The sequence below is a fragment of the Christiangramia gaetbulicola genome, assembly GCF_003054225.1.
Taxonomy (GTDB): domain Bacteria; phylum Bacteroidota; class Bacteroidia; order Flavobacteriales; family Flavobacteriaceae; genus Christiangramia; species Christiangramia gaetbulicola.
In genome coordinates, this window is the sequence record NZ_QBKQ01000001.1 from 1,271,469 (window position 1) to 1,293,452 (window position 21,984).

General features: G+C 40.6%; 16 protein-coding genes. 8 read left to right on the forward strand and 8 right to left on the reverse strand.

What is annotated here, in order from left to right:
• Positions 1 to 10: 10 nt before the first annotated feature.
• The 3 genes from C8P64_RS05785 to C8P64_RS05795 all read left to right on the forward strand — a co-directional run bounded on the left by C8P64_RS05785 (position 11) and on the right by C8P64_RS05795 (position 3,959).
• Positions 11 to 1,726 carry a hypothetical protein gene (locus tag C8P64_RS05785; RefSeq protein ID WP_108171071.1) on the forward strand — a complete coding sequence of 572 codons (1,716 nt, stop codon included), beginning with the start codon at positions 11 to 13 and terminating at the stop codon, positions 1,724 to 1,726.
• A 109-nt stretch (positions 1,727 to 1,835) separates the two neighbouring features.
• Positions 1,836 to 3,473 carry an Ig-like domain-containing protein gene (locus C8P64_RS05790; RefSeq protein WP_108171293.1) on the forward strand — a complete coding sequence of 546 codons (1,638 nt, stop codon included), beginning with the start codon at positions 1,836 to 1,838 and terminating at the stop codon, positions 3,471 to 3,473.
• A gap of 48 nt (positions 3,474 to 3,521) precedes the next feature.
• On the forward strand, positions 3,522 to 3,959 hold the full coding sequence (locus C8P64_RS05795; protein ID WP_108171072.1) for a hypothetical protein: 438 nt from the start codon (positions 3,522 to 3,524) through the stop codon (positions 3,957 to 3,959).
• An 84-nt stretch (positions 3,960 to 4,043) separates the two neighbouring features.
• Here the strand turns inward: C8P64_RS05795 and C8P64_RS05800 are convergent, their stop codons facing one another.
• A complete protein-coding gene (locus C8P64_RS05800) occupies positions 4,044 to 5,030 on the reverse strand; it encodes an endonuclease/exonuclease/phosphatase family protein (RefSeq protein ID WP_245889661.1) in 987 nt (328 codons plus the stop codon).
• 175 nt (positions 5,031 to 5,205) lie between these two features.
• Here C8P64_RS05800 and C8P64_RS05805 point away from each other — a divergent pair, with 175 nt between their 5' ends.
• The 3 genes from C8P64_RS05805 to C8P64_RS05815 all read left to right on the forward strand — a co-directional run bounded on the left by C8P64_RS05805 (position 5,206) and on the right by C8P64_RS05815 (position 9,915).
• On the forward strand, positions 5,206 to 8,031 hold the full coding sequence (locus C8P64_RS05805; RefSeq protein ID WP_108171074.1) for a TonB-dependent receptor: 2,826 nt from the start codon (positions 5,206 to 5,208) through the stop codon (positions 8,029 to 8,031).
• 11 nt (positions 8,032 to 8,042) lie between these two features.
• The gene (locus C8P64_RS05810) at positions 8,043 to 9,422 is read left to right on the forward strand and encodes a DUF5689 domain-containing protein (protein WP_108171075.1); all 1,380 of its coding nucleotides are present in this window, start codon (positions 8,043 to 8,045) and stop codon (positions 9,420 to 9,422) included.
• Positions 9,423 to 9,555: 133 nt separating this feature from the next.
• Positions 9,556 to 9,915, forward strand: coding sequence for an endonuclease domain-containing protein (locus C8P64_RS05815; RefSeq protein WP_170106627.1), 360 nt, complete (start codon positions 9,556 to 9,558; stop codon positions 9,913 to 9,915).
• Between the two features lie 184 nt (positions 9,916 to 10,099).
• Here the strand turns inward: C8P64_RS05815 and mfd are convergent, their stop codons facing one another.
• Positions 10,100 to 13,480: a transcription-repair coupling factor gene (mfd, locus tag C8P64_RS05820; RefSeq protein ID WP_108171294.1), complete on the reverse strand. Its 3,381-nt coding sequence runs from the start codon at positions 13,478 to 13,480 to the stop codon at positions 10,100 to 10,102.
• 143 nt (positions 13,481 to 13,623) lie between these two features.
• Between mfd and C8P64_RS05825 the strand changes: the two genes are divergently transcribed.
• Positions 13,624 to 14,979, forward strand: coding sequence for a dihydrolipoyl dehydrogenase family protein (locus C8P64_RS05825; RefSeq protein WP_108171077.1), 1,356 nt, complete (start codon positions 13,624 to 13,626; stop codon positions 14,977 to 14,979).
• Here the strand turns inward: C8P64_RS05825 and C8P64_RS05830 are convergent.
• From C8P64_RS05830 to C8P64_RS05855, 6 genes are all read right to left on the reverse strand, one after another.
• A complete protein-coding gene (locus C8P64_RS05830; RefSeq protein ID WP_108171078.1) occupies positions 14,976 to 15,773 on the reverse strand; it encodes a hypothetical protein in 798 nt (265 codons plus the stop codon). The two genes, C8P64_RS05825 and C8P64_RS05830, sit on opposite strands and share 4 nt — an antisense overlap.
• A 10-nt stretch (positions 15,774 to 15,783) precedes the next feature.
• A complete protein-coding gene (gene pdeM / locus C8P64_RS05835; RefSeq protein WP_108171079.1) occupies positions 15,784 to 16,419 on the reverse strand; it encodes a ligase-associated DNA damage response endonuclease PdeM in 636 nt (211 codons plus the stop codon).
• A complete protein-coding gene (locus C8P64_RS05840) occupies positions 16,419 to 17,570 on the reverse strand; it encodes a methionine aminotransferase (RefSeq protein ID WP_108171080.1) in 1,152 nt (383 codons plus the stop codon). Before C8P64_RS05840 ends, pdeM begins: the two co-directional genes overlap by 1 nt.
• 84 nt (positions 17,571 to 17,654) lie before the next feature.
• Positions 17,655 to 18,398, reverse strand: coding sequence for a succinate dehydrogenase/fumarate reductase iron-sulfur subunit (locus C8P64_RS05845; protein WP_108171081.1), 744 nt, complete (start codon positions 18,396 to 18,398; stop codon positions 17,655 to 17,657).
• An 81-nt stretch (positions 18,399 to 18,479) separates the two neighbouring features.
• The gene (locus tag C8P64_RS05850) at positions 18,480 to 20,483 is read right to left on the reverse strand and encodes a fumarate reductase/succinate dehydrogenase flavoprotein subunit (RefSeq protein WP_108171082.1); all 2,004 of its coding nucleotides are present in this window, start codon (positions 20,481 to 20,483) and stop codon (positions 18,480 to 18,482) included.
• A 3-nt stretch (positions 20,484 to 20,486) separates the two neighbouring features.
• Positions 20,487 to 21,203, reverse strand: coding sequence for a succinate dehydrogenase cytochrome b subunit (locus C8P64_RS05855; protein WP_108171083.1), 717 nt, complete (start codon positions 21,201 to 21,203; stop codon positions 20,487 to 20,489).
• Positions 21,204 to 21,465: 262 nt separating this feature from the next.
• Here C8P64_RS05855 and C8P64_RS05860 point away from each other — a divergent pair, with 262 nt between their 5' ends.
• Entirely contained in the window at positions 21,466 to 21,975 is a 510-nt protein-coding gene (locus tag C8P64_RS05860) for a DinB family protein (protein WP_108171084.1), read from the forward strand.
• Positions 21,976 to 21,984 lie beyond the last annotated feature (9 nt).

Here is a 21,984-nt window from a genome sequence, read left to right on the forward strand (position 1 = left end):
AAAAATAATAATGAAAAAGTCTTTTAACCTTTTATTGATGTTATTAGGGCTGGTTGTAGTTAGCTGTAACCCTCTTGATGACATTCATGACGAAATCGACAATGAGCTGGATAATCAGCTGGCAGTCGCTCAGGCAGATTACGTGCTTACTGAAGATGATTATGATGATCTGGGACTTAATTTCCCTAACTTCAGTTCAGAAGAAGATGCGAGAACTTTGATTCCAACACTTCTTTCAGACCTTTTCCCAACCTATGGAGCTGGGTCTATCCTTAACGTAGGATTCGATCTTTACAATCCTCTAAGAATAGAGTCTTATACAGTAGCTTCTTCAGACTATGCTTTAATAGATCTTTCTACAGATTATTTTACGGGTAGAGGAGAAGTTATCGATTTTCTTGATGAAAAGTACCCACAGGTACAAGAAGGAGAATATATCGAGCTTACTTACAACATCCTTGCAGAAGAGATTGCTTATACTTTAACTGCAGATGATTTTGACGTGATTGGAGATGAGCTTGGAGATGTATATCCAGAGCCTGCTTCCAGTGCTGCTCAATACAGCAACTTCGATAGAAGAGATGATAGAGATGCATACTGGAGCAACGATATGATCGTAGAAGCTCTTGGTGCTGTAATTTCTGAAGAATTTGGAGATGTAGCTGGTCAAAAATACAATGTTAGCTATGCAATTTACGATGGTAGCTCAGGAACAGAGAGTATGACCGTTCAATTTGACGGGAATGCATATGTTGCTGTAGGTGGAATGGCTTACGATTTCTCTGATGCAGATTATGATGCTGTAGGTGCAGAATTCGCCGATACTTATCCTGGACCTGCTGCAAACGTTGCTCGTTTTGGAAGTTTTGATGTTAGATCTACTAGTGATAACTACTGGAGTGAAGGTATGCTTCTTGAAGCGATCAACTTCACCCTGAAAACTGCCTATCCAGATGCTGCGGACGGAAGCAAGTTCGTTGTTTCTTACGCGATCTATAACGGTTCTGTAAGCTCTGCGATCACTAACGTGATCCTAAGTGGTGATGACTATGTGATCGATGCTGATGCTTCAGTTTCAACTATCGAAGAAACTACAGTATTCGCTTATACTAATGGTGACTGGGATGAGCCTTATATGCTACCTGAAAATAGCTATACTGAGGAATTCGGTCAGCGTTTTGGAAACTTCGGAGACGAGGAAGAAGCACTTGCGAAGATCGGTATCTTCTTGGGTAGAGAATTTCCTTATGCAGTTGAAGGTGAATACAAAGCTGTTGGTTATAAATTCTATAACGGTGAAGCTACGGTAACAGAATATGTGAACTATGTATTCCAGAACGGAGCATGGATGGCTATTCCATCTGTAACTTCTGAAACTCTTCAGTTTGGTTACGAAAATGGAATGTGGGTTCCAGATAATACTATCAAATACACACTAGCAGGACCAGATTATGGAATTATTGCTGAGGCATTGAGTGGAAATGCAGATCTTTCTACTCAGATTGCTAGTATGGAGCGTTATACTAACTTCGATCGTAGACCGGGAGCTTCTGCTTACTGGAGTGACGATTCAATTCTTCTTGCAATGCAGGCATTTCTTAACGAGACTGCTCCAAATGCAGCTGAAGGACAGAAGTATGTAATTACATTCGATATCTATAATGGATCTAACACTACTGAAGACATTCGTCTTATAAAAGAAGGTGGTGAGTGGGTTCGTTTCTAAATAATGATCCAATATCATTGATTATTCTAAAAACCTCTTGTCTAACGGCAAGAGGTTTTTTAATTCATTGATTTATATGATATTTGCAATCCTGATACAAAAATCTACTATGAAAAAATATATTTACCTGGTTCTTATCACTGTACTTTTAGGTTGTAGTTCAGATGAGAATCCTGCGCCAAAACCAGATCCAACTCCTGGAACAGGCAATCCCGAAGCAGTTAATGATGCATTTAATGCCAGAGAGAATCAGCAGCTTAAGATTTCCCTTAGCGACCTTACTTCTAACGATAACCTTGTTGATAACGCCAGGGTTAGCGATTTTGACAATGAAACTGTAGAAGGGGGAACGATCACAGATAACCGTGATGGGAGTATTACTTACGATCCTCCTACAGACTACATCGGGGAAGATAGCTTCTCATATGATCTTTGTGTTCCCGGTGATGATAGCAGATGTTCGTCTGCCATGGTAACACTTACGGTTACAGATGCCGGTGATCCGGTAGCGAATAATGATGCCTATACGATCAATGAAGATCAGGATCTGGTCATTAGAAATTACCTGGAAAATGATGAACTTCTGGATGCAGCGGCTACCACCGAAGTTAAGTCTGAAAGCGGTAATGCTACCGTTGTCCTTAATGAAGATGGAAGCATAAGCTATACACCAAATGAAGGTTTTAGCGGGGAAGATTCATTCACTTATACTATTTGTGATTCAGATGAAACTCCTTCCTGTTCTACGGCTACGATCAATATGACGGTGCTGGATGAAGGTGATCCGGTAGCTAATGACGATACAGTGGTGATCACAACCACTGCTACGGAAGTGGTGATAGATAAAATGCTTAATAATGATGAGGTTATAGATGATGCCGAAATAGTTTCTATAGATCTTGACGGGGCTTCTGGAACAGCAGAACTTAATGCAGATGGTACCATTACCTATAAACCATCCGCTGGCTTCAAAGGTGACGATTCTTTCACTTACACCTTATGTGACGACGATGCTGAACCTACCTGTGTAACCGCAACGATTACTGTTAGCGTTGTTGAACCGGTAAGTTTTAACATTCCTGCCAGCCTTGCAGATTACTATAATGATGTGGCTTTTACCCAGGACCCTGAATTACTGTATGAAGAACTTTCAGGCTTTACTACCACCATGCACACCAATCGCCTGGAATACTATCAAAGACACGATTACCTTTATGATGCAGATGAAGATCCGGCTAATCCAAATAATGTAATCTTGATGTATTCAGGTGAAAGTAGGCCAGAAGATGAATATCAGGTGGGAGATCTTAACGCAGGAGAAACTTTTAATACCGAACATATTTATCCGCAGTCCAGACTATCTTCAGAAGAAGCTAAGAACGATATGCACCATATGCGAGCGGCAGACGTTGATGTGAATTCAGAGAGATTGAACTTTCCTTTTACCGATGGCAGCGGAGATTTTAAGCTGGTAAATGATAATTCCTGGTTCCCTGGAGACGACTGGAGAGGAGATGTTGCCAGGATGGTAATGTATGTTAACCTAAGGTATGGAGAGGATTTTGTGACCGTAGGTGGTCTTGATCTGTTCCTTGAATGGAATATTGAAGATCCGGTTTCAGAATTCGAGATTCAGCGAAATAATGTTATTTATGCTGCTCAGGGAAATAGAAATCCATTTATCGATAATCCATTTCTGGCAACCCTCATCTGGGGCGGTGATGATGCTGAAAACAGATGGGAATAAAAAGAAATACATTTAGTATTTTAGCCCATACTTAAAAACACTATTACTATGTACGAAACAGTTCAATTCATTCACTCATATTGGGCATACCTGGTGCTGTTCATGTTATTGATAGCCAGTTTTAATGCGATCATTGGCTTCGCTACAAATAAGGAATATTCAGCGACCAATTTTAGACTAGCGCTGTTTACACTTATCGTTTCGCATATACAGCTGCTTATAGGGATCGTTCTTTACTTTACCACCCCGTATTTTAAGATGTGGGGCGAAGTAGGAATGGGTGGTGTCATGAAAGATTCTGTTTTAAGACTTTATAATGTAGAGCACCCTTTAATCATGATCATTGCCATTGCCCTGATCACCATTGGGTATTCCAAGCATAAAAAGAAACTTACTTCCAGGCCTAAATTCAAGATGCTGGCCATCTTTTACGGATTTGCTTTGATAGCAATGCTTTCAAGAATTCCTTGGTCTGCCTGGCTCTAGATGATATAATAAACGGTCACATTGAGCACAGTCGAAATGTGATTATCTGAATACTAAAAAGCCTCCAGTATCATGGAGGCTTTTTTATTGTTCGTTTTTAACTTGCCTGATCAGGAACAGGTACACTGGAAAGTGATCGCTATAGCCCGGTTCGTAACCCGAACTACCATAGGTTCTGAATGGGTAACCTCTGTATTGCCCGCTTTGGGTGATCACATACGGCGGATTGAATATTCCTGCTTTGTAAAGCTGAAAACCTTCAAAGTTTCTCGAAACCAGGCTTTGGGAAAGATAGAATTGATCAAATAGATTCCAGGAATCTCGATAAGCAAGGGTGCCTTTTCCGTTTTTGAGCATTATTTCCATAGGATTATATAGTTCTCTTTCCTTCAATTCTGAAATTTGAGCTTTTGTTTGTAAGAACTTTTTAAAGCTTTTATTGGTAGGATCATCGTTAAAATCTCCCATTCCAATGATGCGGGCATTTGGATCCTGCCGATATAAGGAATCTATGATCCTTTTATTCAGTATTGCTGCTTTCTCACGCTTATAACTGCTTTTAGCTTCACCACCAGACCGGGATGGCCAGTGATTTACTATAAAATGGATCTCTTCACCATGCATTACTCCGCTTACAACCAATTGGTCCCGGGTGTAATCCCGCTTATCGGCATCATAGATCATTAGTTTTCTGGGTTGTGAATTCAGGGGAATAAATCCTGATTTTCGATATAAGAGGGCGACATCAATACCTCGTTCGTCTGGTGAATCGAAGTGAATGATTCCGTAATTCTTTTCTGCCAGGTATTCATGAGAGATTATATCTTCCAGCACCAGCCTGTTCTCGATCTCACATAATCCAATAATTAGCGGAGTGTTTCCTGCTTCATCCTTCCCGATCTCTGAAAGTACCCGGGCGATATTTTCTATTTTTCTTTGATAACGCTCCTCTGTCCAACGATCTTTTCCTAGCGCTGTCCTATCATCATCAAAAGTCAATGTGTCGTCTACGGTATCAAAAAGGTTCTCTACGTTGTAGAAAGCCACGGTTTCGATCTGGTAATCTTTCATATTCTGACAATGTACGGCATTGCCCGAAAAAAGTATCAGGTAAAAAACTAAAAATACCGGTATAAGGTTTGGCTTCAAATTAATATCGTGAATAATGGAGTTTAAAGTACTGATATTTTGTTAGTTATAATATAATTGACTAACATTATATTACATTTCGATGAGAAGGCACTAGATGAAAATTTCGATTTTCTGGGTCTTCATCTTCATTCTTATAAGTTTGAAAGTGAGTTCCCAGCAACCGGCCGGACAGGGCAGGTTAGTAGACGCAATCACCGATGTGCCCTTACCACAGGTTAAAATTGCAATTCAGGGATCGTTTAATGAAACCCTGACCAATACCGACGGATCATTTTCCATCGGGGTGGAAACCACTGTTTCTAACGAAGTCATTCTGGTGGTTTCCAGGCCGGGATATATCACCAAACGCTTACCGCTAAAAATAACTTCTGAAAATAAAGATCTGGGAGATATCTTACTTCAGCCCGATGAATTTTACGAACGCAGCCAGCAGTTTACGATCAGTCTTACAGAATCTGAGATCCTTGCCGAAGAAGGAAAATTCGATAATATTTCGGGGCTGCTGCAATCCACCAGGGATGTTTATCTCAATGCTGCCGCTTTCGATTTTAGTCAGACTTTCTTTAGGGTTCGGGGTTTAGGTTCAGAATATGGAAAGCTGCTTATTAACGGGGTTGAAATGAACAAGCTTTATGATGGTCGGCCACAATGGAGCAATTGGGGCGGACTGAATGATGTGCAGCGAAACCAGGTTTTCAGTATTGGTATAGCACCTACAGAATATGGTTTTGGAGGTTTGGGCGGGACCACCAATATTATGATGCGGGCTTCAAAATATCAAAAGGGATCGAGGATTTCGGTTGCCGGTTCCAATAGGTCATATTCCGGAAGGCTTATGGCAACTTATGCTTCCGGGGAAAAGGGGAATGGATGGTTTTATGCATTTTCTATAGCGAGGCGTTATGCTGAGGAAGGATACATGGATGGAACTTTATATGATGCAAATTCCTTTTTTGCTTCGGTAGAGAAAAAGATAAGTGACAATCATTCCCTGAATTTTACAGGTTTTTATACCCCGGTTACCCGAGGGAAATCTGCCCCGCTTACTCAGGAAGTGCTGGATCTCAAAGGACGAAAATATAATCCTTACTGGGGTTACCAGGAAGGTGATATTCGAAATTCCAGGATGAGGGAGATCAGAGAACCTGTTTTAATGTTGAATCATTTCTGGCAGTTTTCTGAAAATATGGATTTGAATACCAATATTTCCTACCAGTTTGGTGAAGTAACCAATTCAAGGATAGATTATGGCGGAACAACTTCAGCAGAGCTGGACTGGCAGCAGGCTTATCTTGGCGGTGGGGCAAACCCAGATCCTGCGTATTATCAAAAATTACCAAGCTATTATTTGAGATTCGAGGGTTCTGAAAATTTTGAAGCTGCCTTGCGTTCTCAAAATGATTTTGTTGATAACGGACAATTCAATTGGGAACAATTATACCTGGCCAATAACACGGCATCTCTAAGTGGTACAAACTCCATCTATGCTTTAGCCGAAGATGTGAACCGGGACAATCAATTAAGCGCAAACCTTATTCTGAACTGGAAATTGCAGGATAATTTTAAGGTCAATGCGGGAATTAGATTTAGTTCTCTGAAAAGTGACAATTTTGCCAGGATCAAAGATCTTTTTGGTGGGTCAAGTTTCCTGGATATTGATGTTTTTGCCGAAGAGGTGTCTGGTACTCCTTTGATACTTGCCAGCCAGTCTGATCTTTTGAATCCTGACAGGTCGGTTGCAGTCCGGGATAGCTATAAATACAATTATGAGATAAGTTCTAACCTTTCCGAAACTTTTCTGCAGGCACAGTATTATTTCAAAAGATTGGAATTGAGTCTCTCTGGAAAGTTTGGAACGGTTAAATATCAGCGGGACGGAAAATATCAGAATGGCATCTTCTCAGGAAACTCCCTCGGGGAAAGCGAATCAGCAGATTTTCTGGATATCGGCTTAAAATCTGGTTTGATCTATAAATTCTCAGGGAGACAGAATATTGAAGTTAATCTTTGCTATTTTAATAAGCCACCCGGTTTTAGAAATGTATTTGTTAATCCAAGGCAGAATAATGAAATAGTCAGAGGTAGTGAGGAAGAGATCATTCAGACTTCAGATCTAAGCTATAGATATCGCTCTTCAAAGTTCAACTTACGTCTTACCGGGTATTTAACGAAGATCAATAATGCCGCTGAAGTATCATATTATTTCAGCAATGGCTTAGGAGATCTTGGAAGCGAAAATACGGTGGCATTTGTTCAGGAAGTGCTTACAGATATAGATAAGCAATTATTCGGTTTGGAATTTGGGAGTGAATACCAGGTAAATTCTATGATAAAACTGAAGGCGGTGGCCTCATTAGGTCAGTTTACCTATGCAAATAATCCTTCTTTGTATTTGAGTTCGGCATCATTTTCCGCTCCTAAAGATTATGGGAAGACCTACTTAAAAGATTATTACCTGGCCGGTGGTCCTCAAAGAGCGGCACAAATAGGATTTGAATATAGGGATCCTCAATACTGGTGGTTTGGCAGCATGCTGAATTACTTCTCACATGGCTTTATAGATATTAATCCGTTAAGCAGAACTTCTAATTTTCAAACAGATTATGACGGATTTCCCCTGCTGGATTATGATGAAGAGGTCGCCCGGGCACTATTGCAACAGGAAAAATTTGATAGTTATTTCCTGGTGAACCTGGTAGGAGGGAAGTCCTGGCGAATTAAGGATAAGTATCTCGGATTTTTTGTGAGTATAAATAATCTACTTGATAAGGAATATAAATCTGGCGGATTTGAGCAGGCGCGAAATTCAAATTATAGAACCCTGAAGCAAGATATGGACAGGGATATGCCCGTTTTTGGTAATAAATACTGGCTGGGGTATGGTACCAGCTTTTTCGTGAATCTGAGTTTGAGATTTTAATTTGAATAGGTATGAAAAAGATATTTGTAGTCTGTGCTTTAATAGGTTTTCTCCTCAATTCTTGTGTGAAAACAGACGATTATGATACACCCGGAATTGATATACCTGAAATAGATATTACCGGCGATCTCACTTCTATAATGGCTGTGAAAGGAAATTTTGACCCTCGAACAGGGGAGATATATACGTTTCAGGATTCTGAAACCTGGTTTGAAGGCTATGTGATCTCAAGCGACGCTGGAGGAAATTTTTATAAGGAAATTATTTTGCAGGATAAACCTGAAGATCCTACCTCTGGAATCCAGATCCTGTTAGATGACAATTCAATATATGAGACATTTGATGTTGGCCGGAAAGTGGTTGTGAAATTAGATGGCTTAAGTCTTAGCTTTAATAATGGGGTTTTACAATTGGGAATTCAGAATAGGGGTGATGTCGTGGCAATTCCAGGTTCCCTTATTGCTGATCATATTATTAGAACTGAAGTAAAACAGGAAATAAAGCCACTTCAAATTAGTATTGATGATTTTTCTGATGAGTTAAAGAATTTATATATACAGATTAATGATGTTCAGTTCGATCCAAACCTGGTGAAGGAAAATAATCTATACTCGTTTGCCTCGAATGTTGTAGATCGATATGATGGGGAACGGCAGCTCATAAGTTGCCAAACCGGATCCACTTCTATTTTAAGTACTAGTACGTTTTCAGATTTTAAATCTTTACTACTGCCTACAGGTAGCGGAAGTGTAGAAGGTATTCTAACCCGTGATTTTTACGATGAACATTATGTTATCATGATAAATACTCCAGATGCTTTGAATATGAATGGCGAGCGTTGTGACCCTGTTTACCTGGATTGTGGGAATAATTTGGTTGAAGGATCTAAATTCCTTTTAGAAGAAAACTTCGACGGAGTGACTTCCAATACTACTTTGAACTCGCGGGGTTGGACCAATATTAATGTAAGCGGGGGAGAAAAGAAGTTTACACCTACCTTATCTGCGGGAAACCGGATCCTGAGAATTTCGGCTTATAATACTATAGAAAGTCCGTTGGAGGCCTGGCTGGTCACCCCAGAGATCGATTTAGATGACACGAGTAATGAGATTCTGCTTTTTGATATGCTTTCCTCGTATGATAACGGACTTTTAATGAAGGTATTTATCACCTCAGATTTTACTGGTGATCCGCGAACCACCACCTGGACAGAGTTGGATGCAAATATTCCCTTGGGACCTTCAGGTGCTAATTCTACTATTTTTAGGGAATCAAAGATCGATATTTCCTGCCTGGAAGGAGAGATTTGGATCGGTTTCAGGTACCTGGGAGCCGCGCCAGATAAAACTACTACCTATGATCTGGATAATATTAGGGTGATTGGTGAATAAAACAACGAACCACCCCGTCTTGCGGACACCCCTCCTGTTTGCAGGAGGGGAGCTTTTTTAAAAGCTCCTTCCCTGAAATTTCAGGGAAGGTGTCAGGCGTAGCCTGACGGAAGGGTCAAAACTTGAATTTATTATGAGAAGAATACATAACAAAAAGTATCTTAAGCCTAATCGGAAAAAACTTAGAAAATCACTTACTCCCGCTGAGGCATTTCTCTGGAAACAAATTCAGAATAAAAAACTGGAAGGCAGGAAATTTAGGCGGCAACATAGTATTGAAAATTACATTGCAGATTTTTATTGTCCTCAGGAAAGACTTGTTATCGAGTTAAATGGGGAGGTTCATAATAATGAGACTGCCCGTGAATATGATAGGAAAAGAACAGAGGTACTGAATAATCTCGGTATAACCGTAATTCGATTTGAAAATAAAATGGTATTTGAAAATCTACATTATGTTCTGGACGAGATAAGGCAAAATTTTAGAAACTGACCTCCCCGTCCTACGGACACCCCTCCTGTAAACAAGAGGGGAGCCTTTTTAATCATTAACAGAATACACCTTCTCATTTTCTTCCCTCCGGGAAGATGTCGGTTTAGGGACAGAAGGTCTAAGAAGGTTTCAGGCGTAGCTTGACGGAAGGGTTCGATTAAAATTTCATTACCCAATGGAATTTCTAACTCACCACTTCTTCCTTCTTCTCTCTGAAATCAAGTGGTTCCAATACCTTCAGGGCTTTTTCTACAGAGGTGATCCTATCAAAAGTAAGAAGAAGCTTTAAGCCGTTTCGAGTTTCTTTTTCTTTCATGGTGCAGTTCTGCCTGTGTGTTTGCACATACTGCAATACCTTGGTGAAATTACTGGTCTGGTAGAACCTGGATTTCTGGTCTGAAATAAAATAGCCTACCAGTTTGTTCTTCTTCATGATCACCCGTTCTAAACCAATTTTAGCAGCGATCCATTTTATTCTAACAGAATTAAGCAAATCAACCGCCTGTGTTGGTAATTCTCCAAATCTGTCTACCAGTTCTGCTTCGAATTTCTGAAGCTCCTCCTCGGTCTTCAGCTCATTCAGCTTGGTGTAAAGATTCAGCCTTTCAGTGATATTATTGATATAATCATCAGGGAATAGTAACTCGAAATCGGTGTCTATCTGGGTATCCTTAACGAAATCCTTATGTTCCAGGTCTTCAGTTTCGGCATACAGATCACGGAATTCATTTTCTTTCAATTCCTCTATGGCCTCGTTCAGGATCTTTTGATAAGTGTCGAAACCAATGTCATTGATGAATCCACTTTGCTCTCCTCCCAAAAGGTCTCCAGCACCACGAATCTCGAGGTCTTTCATAGCGATATTGAATCCGCTGCCCAGTTCTGAGAATTGTTCCAGAGCGGTAATTCGCTTTCTGGCATCTTCGGTCATGGCCGAGTAAGGCGGAGTAATAAAATAACAAAAAGCCTTTTTATTACTTCGTCCTACGCGTCCCCGCATCTGGTGAAGGTCAGAAAGACCAAAATTATTAGCATTGTTGATGAATATCGTATTCGCTTCAGAAACATCTAAACCACTTTCAACGATCGTCGTTGAAACAAGCACATCAAACTCACCATTTATGAAACTCAACATCAGTTTTTCCAGTTTTTTACCTTCCATCTGACCATGGCCCACCCCAATTTTGGCATCTGGAACCAGTCGCTGTATCATTCCGGCGACTTCCTTGATATTCTCTACCCGGTTGTGGATAAAGAATACCTGGCCGCCACGCTGAATTTCATAAGATATTGCATCCCTGATCGTCTCTTCTGAAAATCTAATCACATGACTTTCTATAGGGTAGCGGTTAGGTGGAGGAGTGGTGATCGTGGAAAGATCACGCGCCGCCATCAAACTGAATTGAAGCGTCCTTGGAATAGGAGTAGCGGTGAGGGTTAAGGTGTCCACGTTTTCCTTGATGGTTTTCAGCTTGTCTTTTACGGCTACACCAAATTTTTGTTCTTCATCTACGATAAGTAATCCAAGGTCCTTGAATTTGACCGATTTGCTTACAAGTTGATGCGTTCCAATAATGATGTCTACTTTACCATCCGCAAGATCGGCCAGGGTTTCTTTACGTTCCTTTGCGGTCCTGAAACGGTTCAAATAATCTATTCTAACCGGGAAATCCTTTAATCTTTCTGAAAAGGTCTGGTGGTGCTGAAATGCCAGGATAGTAGTAGGTACCAGAATAGCTACCTGTTTATTGTTATCTACAGCCTTAAAAGCAGCTCTTATGGCAATTTCAGTTTTTCCGAAACCAACATCTCCACAAACCAAGCGGTCCATAGGCCTTTCATTTTCCATATCGGCCTTTACCGCAGCAGTTGCTGAACTCTGATCTGGGGTATCTTCATACATGAAAGAAGCTTCGAGCTCATGTTGTAAATAGGAATCTGGATCATATTTAAATCCTTTTTCCATTCTTCGCTTGGCGTAAAGCTTGATCAGGTCATAAGCAATATGCTTAACCCGCGCTTTGGTTTTCTTTTTAAGGTTTTTCCAGGCGTTGCTTCCAAGTTTATAGATCTTAGGCGGTTTGCCGTCTTTTCCGTTGAATTTAGAGATCTTATGTAGCGAATGAATGCTGAGGTAAAGAATATCTCTTTCCCCATAGATCAGTTTTATGGCTTCCTGTTTTTTCCCTTCAACATCGATTTTTTGAAGTCCGCCGAATTTTCCAATTCCGTGATCAATATGGGTCACGTAATCTCCAACTTCAAGATTGGTTAGTTCCTTTAAAGTGATCGCCTGCTTCTTGGCGTAACCGTTCTTTAAATGGAATTTATGATAACGCTCAAAGATCTGGTGGTCGGTATAGCAAACGGTTTTTGAGTTCTCATCGATAAAACCCTGGAACATTGAAAAGACCGGAGTTTGATATTTTACTTCCTTCTCCTGGTCTTCAAAAATATCGTGGAAACGCTTCGCCTGCTGCTCGCTCACGCAGCAAATAAAATTGGTGTAACCGGCTTCCTGGTTTTCAATAAGATTTTCTATTAAAAGATCAAACTGCTTATTAAAAGAAGGCTGAGGTTTAGTGTTGAATTCTATAAACCTGTCTGCTTTAAAAAATGCCTGGTTACTAAGTTCTACTGAAGAAAAATCCAGCAATTGCTTTTTGATAAGCTCACCATTACAAAATAGTTCCTTTGGTTCACTATGCTTAATGTCTTCAGAAAGTTGTCTGAATGCATCCTCGGCCTTTTTAAATAATTTGTCTGCCTGTGCTGCTAGCAGGTCCAGATTCTTGATAAAGACAATGGTCTTCTCTGAAATATATTTTAAAAAGCTTTCTCTTACTTCATCCAAATGTTTGTTCTCCACATTCGGCATGACTGAGATCTTCTTCTTTTTATCTGTGGAAAGCTGAGTTTCCACATCAAAGGTCCTTATGCTGTCTACTTCATCTCCAAAAAATTCGATTCGGTAAGGTTCATCATGACTGAAAGAAAACACATCGATAATACCACCACGAACAGAAAATTCTCCCGGCTCGGTCACAAAGTCAACCCTTTTGAACTGATATTCGAAAAGTACCTCGTTCACGAAATCTATAGACAGCTCATCGCCAACGGCTATCTTTAGAGTACTTCGATCCAGTTCTTTCCTGGTCACCACTTTCTCGAATAATGCTTCGGGATAGGTTACGATAAGTGCTGGTTTCTTTCTGGAATTAATGCGGTTAAGCACTTCTGCCCGCAAAAGCACATTGGCATTATCGGTTTCTTCGATCTGGTATGGTCTGCGATAACTTCCCGGGTAAAAAAGCACATTTTTCTCACCAACTAATTGTTCCAGGTCGTTCAGATAATAGGCGGCTTCCTCCTTGTCATTAAAGATCATCAGGAAAGGATGATCAGATTCTTTAAAAGCGTCTGCTGCTACAAAGGAAAGAGCAGAACCTACGAGGCCTTTAAGATGAATATTAGAACGATTTTTTTCAGAAGCGGCAATAGCTTTTCGCAGTTCCTTCTGTTGGGAGGACTGTGCGAAATTTTGGGCGATAAGATTTGTACTCATTACCACAAAGATAATTTCCTCCAAATTGCCTTACAACCAGTTAATTGATTTTTAACGATTAAATAGCATTTGATTTTTTTACCATTTTGCTAACGCAAATTCCGTTGAAACTTGGCTACTTTCACCTAAAATCATTAGGAATTATGGGATTTGAGGAATTTGATGTTTTTGTAATAGGTACCGGTACGGCAGGAAAAAGTGTGGCTAAGGAATGTGTGGCTGAAGGATTGAGGGTGGCCATTGCCGATAATCGTGAATTTGGTGGTACCTGTGCAAATCGCGGATGTGATCCCAAAAAAGTCCTCGTAGGGCTTACCGAAATCCTGGACAGAGCAGAAAAAATGAAGGGACACGGCATTACCAAAATGCCTGAATTCAGCTGGAAAGATCTTATGGAGTTCAAAAAAACATTTACCAGTGCTGTGCCGGCCGCGACCGAAAAAGACATGAAGAAACTCGGTATAAAAATGTACCATCAGTCTCCTAAATTCCTGGATGAAACCACACTCTCAGTAGAAGGAAAAACTGTAACGGCAAAAAAGATCGTTATCGCCACCGGGAACAGGGCCTTTGAATTGCCAATACCAGGGAGGGAACTTCCCATTATAAGCGACGATTTTCTTGAACTGGAAGAGCTGCCGGAGAGTATAATATTTATCGGGGCGGGATATATCGGGATGGAGTTTGCCCATATTGCTGCTAGATGCGGAGTGGATGTTACTGTTATCGATGGCGAATCCAGGCCGTTGAATAATTTTGATGAGGATATGGTAAAGCATCTTCAGGATGCTTCAGAAGAGATCGGCATTAAATTCATTTTTGATGCGGAAGTGACCGAAGTTGAGAAGCTGCAAACGAATTACAGGGTTAAGGCAATCAGAAAAGGAAAAAAGGTCGAAATAAAGGCAAAACTGGTCGTGAATGCTGCCGGTAGAGTACCATCAATAGAAGATCTTGACCTGGAGAAAGGGAATGTTGAATATTCTAAAAGAGGAATCACGGTTAATGAACATTTACAGAACCCCGGTAATAAAAATGTATACGCCTGCGGGGATGTATCAGACAGTGAAGGCTTGCCTTTAACCCCATTATCTTCTCAGGAAGCACGTATTGTTGCGGCCAATATTCTGAATAAAGACAGGGCTAAAAAGGTCGATTTTCCACCACAACCATCCGTAGTTTTCACGCTTCCTAACCTGGCTTCAGTAGGAATGAACGAGAAAGAGGCAAAGGAAAAAGGCTATAATTTTAAAGTGGAGCAAAAACTGGCGCCAAAATGGTTCAATGCCAAAAGGATCAATGATGCTTATTACGCCTACAAGATCTTAGTTGATAAAGATAACGGGCTTGTTTTAGGAGCTCATTTGGTAGGACCGGAGGCAGGTGAAATGGTGAATATGTTCGTGATGGCCATGTGTGGTAAGTTACCTTGTGAAACCCTGAAAGGAATGATCTTTTCCTATCCTAGCTGGGCCAGCGATATAAAAGCCATGGTTTAGCCTTTCTCTCCCATCAGCAAACGATACATTGGGTTCTCCTTGCGATTTATAAATCCGTGGTAAGAAATATTCAGAAATAAAATAATTGCTCCCGCCAGGGCAGTTTTCGCAATGAATTCTTCGGTTCCCTGATGTCTCATGTAGATAGCGACCAGCGCCCAGACTCCAACCAGGGCGAATTCGCGCATATTACGCAAATGTATCATCAGCAGGTTTACGATCACGGCAACCCCTATCATAATGACCGTCCATTCTACTTCAGTAAAAACAGCTCCATCCCAGCCAATAACCGTTAGCCATGAAGCCATATTTGCTATACTGGCCACGCTTATCCAACCGGAATAAAGACAGATAGGCCACCAGTAAAAAGCGATAATATTAAAAGGGGCATCCCAGAGCTCCATATCGTTGTTCAAAACTATCTTCAGAAGTTTTGCCAGGATAAGAAACATGATGGCGACTGAAAGGCCGGTGTATTCGAATAGCCAGGCAACTACCCAGAGGCTGGTGCCGATATTCGCGATTATAAACCAGAAGGAAGTCCTGGTTATAAATTCGGTGTATTTTCCGTTGGTAAAGGCCTGGTAAAGCATAAAGCCTGAAAAGGAAAGCAATCCTATATAGATCAATCCCCAAATAGAGAACGCATAATCTGCCGGGGTAAAAAGATTGGAATACTTTTTACTCAATTCCCCAATGGTCATATTGTTTATTCTTCCCGTTTGCGCATAGAAATTGGTCAAAATCGCAATGATCACGGAAAGAAAATTAAGAACAGCCAGTCTTTTTACCATATAAAATATTTTAATTCACCGGGATAACTTCCTTGCCGGTAATAGCGAAGATACGATCACCTTCCTCGGGTTGCATTATATAATTACCGGTGAACTCTCCAAAAGCGGGAAGGATCATTTGATTACTGCTTCTATAGAAACATGCCAGCTTCAGGGATTGTTTGCCGGTGCCTTTCATCTTAATTCCGGGATGTATATGCCCGCAAATATTAAAATGGCCTGGCATTTCTTCCGGGTGATGGCTTAAATAGAATCCGTCGACCTTTACTTCAGGATATACCTTTATATTCAGAGCCTCATACCTCAAAGGAGAAATGATATCATGGTTCCCGGCGATCAAATGCACCTTGTTATCTATGTTCTCTATCCATTCTTCGAACATATTCCACTCCATATTCATGGAACTATGAAAAAGGTCCCCCAGGAACAATATATGTTCAGGATCAAACTCCTTTCTTAGCTGGTCAAGTTTTATAAAATTCTGAGAAGTGGACTTGAGAGGAACCGCGCTGCCGTGTTTCCTAAAATGGGATACTTTCCCTAAATGTACATCTGCGACTAGTAGAACTTCTTTTTCGGGCCAGTATGCGGCGCCGAATGGATGTAGTACAAAGTCCTGATCCTTGATCTTGATATTCAAATTCATTATAACTTACAAAGTATTTCGGCAGCCCGTTCTAATGTTTCATCTGTTTTTGCAAAACAGAATCTAAGCTGCTGGTTATCTTTCTCATCAATGTTAAATACAGAAACTGGGATGGAAGCCAGTCCTTTTTCTTTTACCAGTCTTTCTGCAAAATCAACATCTTTTTCATCGGTGATGTTAGAAAAATTTAAAAGCTGGTAGTAGGTTCCGTTTGATGGGGTATAATTGAATTTCGAATCTTTGATTAAATGTAAGAAAAGATCTCGTTTGTTTTGATAGAATTTTGAAAGTTCCAGGTAGCGCTCTGGTTTTTTCAAATAATTGGCATATGCCACCTGCATAGGGTGGTTTACCGAAAACACAACTATCTCATGTATCTTTCTTATTTCTTTCATCAATTGGGCCGGGGCGACACAATAGCCGGTTTTCCAGCCGGTGTTGTGAAAGGTTTTGCCGAATGAAGAACAAACAATGGCTCTTTCGGCTAGTTTTGGGTATTTTGAGACGCTTTCATGGTTCTTTCCGTCAAAGACGAGATGCTCATAGACTTCATCGCTCAAAAGGATAATATTAGTGCCCGTGAGGATCTTTTCGAGCTCCTTCATATCTTCTGCTGAAAATATGCTTCCAGACGGATTATGGGGAGTATTAATAATGATCATTCTGGTGGAGGATGTCACTGCTGATCTAACTTCTTCCCAGTCTACTTTATAATTTTCTCCTTTTAACTGAATCTGAACCGGAATTCCTCCATTTTGTTTAATGGTTGGCTCATAGGTATCATAGGCAGGTTTCAAAACGATGACTTCATCACCTCTATGAACAAAGGCGGTGATGGCAGAATATAACGCCTGGGTCGCTCCGTTGGTTATGGTAATTTCTTTTTCAGAGTCGTAAATCTTTCCGTAAAGCGATCCTATTTTCTTTGAGATTTCTTCCCTAAGGCTTTGAACCCCAATATCTGGAGGGTATTGGTTGTAACCTTCCTGCATAGCTTCAGTTACCAGGTTTTTCAGGGTCTGGTCTGTTTCAAAATTCGGGAAACCCTGGGAGAGATTAATGGCATTATAGTCCTTTGCCATCTTGCTCATTACTGAGAAGATACTGGTCTTGGTTCCGGGTAATTTAGAGCTATTCGTAAAAGTTTCCAATAGGCCTATTTTTTAAATAAGTTGCATAAAAAATCCCGGACTGCAAAGTCCGGGATGAGGTATATGTTAATAAACAAGTGTTAATTACTTAATACTCGCTTTTAGGTATTCCCTGTTCATTCTGGCGATGTTCTCTAAAGAAATTCCTTTAGGACATTCAATTTCACATGCTCCGGTATTTGTACAGTTACCAAAGCCTTCTTTATCCATTTGCTCTACCATTTGCAGCACTCTTCGGTCGGCTTCAACTTCACCCTGAGGTAAAAGTGCGAATTGACTTACTTTCGCTGAGGTAAAAAGCATGGCGCTGGCATTTTTACACGCAGCTACACAAGCCCCACAACCTATACAGGTGGCAGCGTAAAAAGACATATCTGCATTTTCCTTTTCTACTGGAATAGAATTAGCATCCTGTGTATTTCCTGAAGTATTTACAGAAATATATCCACCAGCCTGCTGAATTCTATCAAATGCGCTACGGTCTACAACCAGATCCTTGATCACTGGAAATGCCTTCGCTCTGAATGGTTCAATAATGATAGTATCACCATCATTGAATTTTCTCATATGCAGCTGGCAGGTAGTAACGCCACGGTCTGGACCGTGAGGCTCCCCGTTTATCTGTAAGTTACATGACCCGCAAATTCCCTCACGACAGTCATGATCAAAAGCTACCGGTTCATCTCCTTTACTGATAAGTTGTTCATTAAGAACATCCATCATTTCAAGAAAAGACATATCGTTAGAAATGTCAGAAACCTGGTAGGTTACCATTTTTCCTTTTGTGTCGGCGTTTTTCTGACGCCATATTTTTAGTGTAAGGTTCATACTTTTAGTATTGAGTATTTAGAAATGAGATCTTAGAATTATTGGAACTTGGTTTCAACATTCAAATCTCAAATCTCAAATCTATTTATAGCTCCTTGTTTTTACCTGGATATTTTCGTAATCTAAATCTTCTTTGTGTAGGATAGCATCGGCAGGTTTACCTGTGTATTCCCATGCTGCTACATACATAAAGTTCTCATCGTCACGAAGGGCTTCCCCTTCTTCAGTCTGATATTCTTCTCTAAAGTGACCACCACAGGATTCTTCTCTGTGCAGGGCATCTTTAGCGAAAAGTTCACCAAGTTCAAGGAAATCTGCCACACGACCGGCTTTTTCCAGTTCGGCGTTCATTTCATTGGTGCTTCCCGGAACTCTAACTTCATTCCAGAATTCTTCACGTAATTCCTGGATCTCCTTGATCGCTTCTTTAAGACCGGTGGCATTTCTCGCCATTCCAACCTTATTCCACATGATCTTACCAAGAATTTTATGGAAGTGATCTACAGATTTAGTTCCCTTGGTATTTACCAGTTTTTCCAGTCTTTCACGTACCTCAGTTTCAGCAGCGTCGAATTCTGCAGAATCTGTTGGGATCTTTCCGGTTCTAATATCATTAGAAAGATAATCTCCTATAGTGTATGGTAATACAAAGTAACCATCTGCAAGTCCCTGCATCAAAGCAGAAGCTCCAAGCCTGTTCGCTCCGTGATCTGAGAAGTTTGCTTCTCCAATCGCATAGCAACCAGGAATTGTTGTTTGCAGGTTATAATCAACCCAAACACCACCCATGGTATAGTGAACCGCTGGATAGATCATCATTGGAGTTTCGTATGGGTTTTGATCTACGATCTTCTCATACATCTGGAAAAGGTTACCATATTTGGCTTCTACAACCTCTTTCCCTAGCTCCTTAATTTTAGCGTCTGAAGGATTATTTATTTTTCTAGTAGTTGCTTCTTCCTTACCATATCTCATAATGGCAGAGCTGAAGTCAAGATAAACCGCTTCTCCGGTCTTATTTACACCGAAACCGGCATCACAACGCTCTTTAGCTGCTCTTGAAGCCACATCACGTGGTACAAGGTTACCAAAAGCAGGATATCTTCTTTCTAAATAATAATCTCTTTCATCTTCTGAAAGCTCGGTCGGTTTTTTCTTCCCGGCCCTGATAGCTTCAGCATCTTCTTTTTTCTTCGGAACCCATATTCTACCATCATTACGTAAGGATTCAGACATCAGGGTCAGTTTAGACTGATGATCTCCTGAAACCGGAATACAGGTAGGGTGGATCTGAGTGAAACAAGGGTTAGCAAAATAAGCTCCCTTTTTATGTATTTTCCAGCTGGCAGTAACGTTACTTCCCATTGCATTGGTAGAAAGGAAGAATACGTTCCCGTAACCTCCTGAAGCAATTACCACGGCGTGTGCTGAATGTCTTTCTAATTCTCCTGTAACTAGGTTTCTGGCGATGATCCCGCGAGCTTTCCCATCAACCTTAACAATATCAAGCATCTCATGCCTGTTAAAAGGCTGGATTTTTCCACGGTTGATCTGGCGGTTCATTGCTGAATAGGCTCCAAGTAATAACTGCTGACCGGTTTGTCCCTTAGCGTAGAATGTTCTTGAAACAAGAACTCCTCCAAAAGAACGGTTATCTAAAAGACCACCATATTCACGGGCGAAAGGAACTCCCTGCGCCACACACTGGTCAATGATATTTCCTGAAACTTCAGCAAGACGGTATACGTTAGACTCTCTTGAGCGGTAGTCACCACCTTTAATGGTATCGTAGAATAAACGGTAGACAGAATCTCCATCTCCCTGGTAATTCTTAGCTGCGTTGATTCCTCCCTGAGCCGCAATAGAGTGAGCTCTACGAGGAGAATCCTGATAACAGAATGTTTTTACGTTATAACCCAGTTCGGCAAGAGTTGCCGCGGCACTACCACCGGCAAGTCCTGTTCCAACAACGATAACATCAATATTACGTTTATTGGCCGGGTTAACGAGATTTATATCGTTCTTATGTTTGGTCCACTTTTCTGCCAATGGGCCTTTAGGTGCGTTTGATTCGAAATTTCCCATAGCTTAAATTTTTTCTAGTACAAAGTGAATATAAAAAGGTATTACCGCGAATGCCAGTGGTACTAATACCGCAAAGGCATAACCGGTCTTTTTGATAAACCCGTTGTATTTAGGATGATTAACTCCAAGTGACTGAAATCCGCTTGAAAACCCGTGAGAAAGGTGAAAGCCGATTGCCAGCATAGCCACAGCATATGCGATGGCCCAGATCAACCCGTACTGAGCATCCTGGAATGTTTTTATTGTTAGCGTGTAAAGGTCTTTTACCTCCTCACCATTTGCGGTTGTGTAAACAGTTTCGTCCAGCCCTCCAAATTTCATCTCTGCCCAGAACATTGACATATGAACAACTATAAAAGCAAGAATAACAGTTCCAAGGATCCCCATATTTCTTGAAGACCACATGGTGTTAGTAGAAGGTTTGAAACTCACATAACCCTGAGGACGTGCCTTGCGATTATGAATTGTAAGCAGGATTCCGTCTATTGCATGGAAAAGAATACTTAGGTAAGTAACGTAAGAAAGGATTTTAACCGCGGGATTGGTGGTCATGAATAAAGCATATTCATTGAATTGATCCCTGGCTCCTTCACTTACCGGAATAAGGAGTTGTAGATTTCCGAATAGATGTCCTACTAAAAAAAGGCACAGAAAAAGGCCGGTGAAAGCCATCCAATATTTTTTCGCCAGTGATGACTTTAAAAGCGCAGATTTCGCCATAAATTTTATGAATTATTTTGATAAAGTGTAGCAAAAATAAGCTTCCTTCTAATTCTTAACAAACTTTACAAGTCTTTTTAGAGTCAATTTAGAACTAATTTAAAGTACTTTATAAATTGTTGAATCTTTGAATCAGAGCGGCTTGAGCTAAAAGCATAAATTCAACGCGTTTTGCCCGTATAATTCACCAGAAACTGTTTTGGCAAAAACTTAACTGCTCTTAAAATGCAATTTTCGTAATTTCCTATTTCATTAAATCCCTATGAATAATAAACTAAAGAGTATGGTGAAGGCGCTTTCTGAAGTGTTCGAAGGCGAGCCGTGGTACGGTGAATCTGTGATGAGGAAACTGGAGAATGTTCCTTATGTTATTGGCTATAAGACCTGTATTCCAGAATCGCACAGTGTTTCCCAAATTGTAGGGCACCTTATCGCCTGGAAAAATTTCGCTGCAGAAAAGCTGAAAAATAACAAGGAATACTCAATAAAAATGGACACTGAGCAGGACTGGCCAGAAATAAAAATAGAGTCACAGGAGGAGTGGGAAGCTTTAAAAAGGGAATTGGTAGCTGCACAAAGCAGGATCTACGAAGCCCTGAATGAGAAGAAAAATGATGCTTTTCTTTCTGAAAAAGTTCCGGGAAAAGAATATGATTTTGAGTATCTTTTAAGAGGCGTTCTTCAGCATGATATTTATCATTTAGGCCAGATTGGGCTAATTGAAAGTCAGCTTAAAAATAAAGAAGTAGATTCTGGTGTTTTTAAAGCGTAAAAGCAGATG

Excerpts from the sequence above, each read along its gene's own strand:
- C8P64_RS05830 (WP_108171078.1), bottom strand. The coding sequence starts at position 15,773 with ATGGTAAAAAGACTGGCTGTTCTTAATTTTCTTTCCGTGATCATTGCG.
- C8P64_RS05860 (WP_108171084.1), top strand. The coding sequence starts at position 21,466 with ATGAATAATAAACTAAAGAGTATGGTGAAGGCGCTTTCTGAAGTGTTC.
- C8P64_RS05850 (WP_108171082.1), bottom strand. The coding sequence starts at position 20,483 with ATGGGAAATTTCGAATCAAACGCACCTAAAGGCCCATTGGCAGAAAAG.
- C8P64_RS05810 (WP_108171075.1), top strand. The coding sequence starts at position 8,043 with ATGAAAAAGATATTTGTAGTCTGTGCTTTAATAGGTTTTCTCCTCAAT.
- C8P64_RS05845 (WP_108171081.1), bottom strand. The coding sequence starts at position 18,398 with ATGAACCTTACACTAAAAATATGGCGTCAGAAAAACGCCGACACAAAA.
- C8P64_RS05805 (WP_108171074.1), top strand. The coding sequence starts at position 5,206 with ATGAAAATTTCGATTTTCTGGGTCTTCATCTTCATTCTTATAAGTTTG.
- C8P64_RS05790 (WP_108171293.1), top strand. The coding sequence starts at position 1,836 with ATGAAAAAATATATTTACCTGGTTCTTATCACTGTACTTTTAGGTTGT.
- C8P64_RS05855 (WP_108171083.1), bottom strand. The coding sequence starts at position 21,203 with ATGGCGAAATCTGCGCTTTTAAAGTCATCACTGGCGAAAAAATATTGG.
- C8P64_RS05825 (WP_108171077.1), top strand. The coding sequence starts at position 13,624 with ATGGGATTTGAGGAATTTGATGTTTTTGTAATAGGTACCGGTACGGCA.
- C8P64_RS05815 (WP_170106627.1), top strand. The coding sequence starts at position 9,556 with ATGAGAAGAATACATAACAAAAAGTATCTTAAGCCTAATCGGAAAAAA.
- pdeM (WP_108171079.1), bottom strand. The coding sequence starts at position 16,419 with ATGAATTTGAATATCAAGATCAAGGATCAGGACTTTGTACTACATCCA.
- mfd (WP_108171294.1), bottom strand. The coding sequence starts at position 13,480 with ATGAGTACAAATCTTATCGCCCAAAATTTCGCACAGTCCTCCCAACAG.
- C8P64_RS05785 (WP_108171071.1), top strand. The coding sequence starts at position 11 with ATGAAAAAGTCTTTTAACCTTTTATTGATGTTATTAGGGCTGGTTGTA.
- C8P64_RS05795 (WP_108171072.1), top strand. The coding sequence starts at position 3,522 with ATGTACGAAACAGTTCAATTCATTCACTCATATTGGGCATACCTGGTG.
- C8P64_RS05800 (WP_245889661.1), bottom strand. The coding sequence starts at position 5,030 with ATGAAAGATTACCAGATCGAAACCGTGGCTTTCTACAACGTAGAGAAC.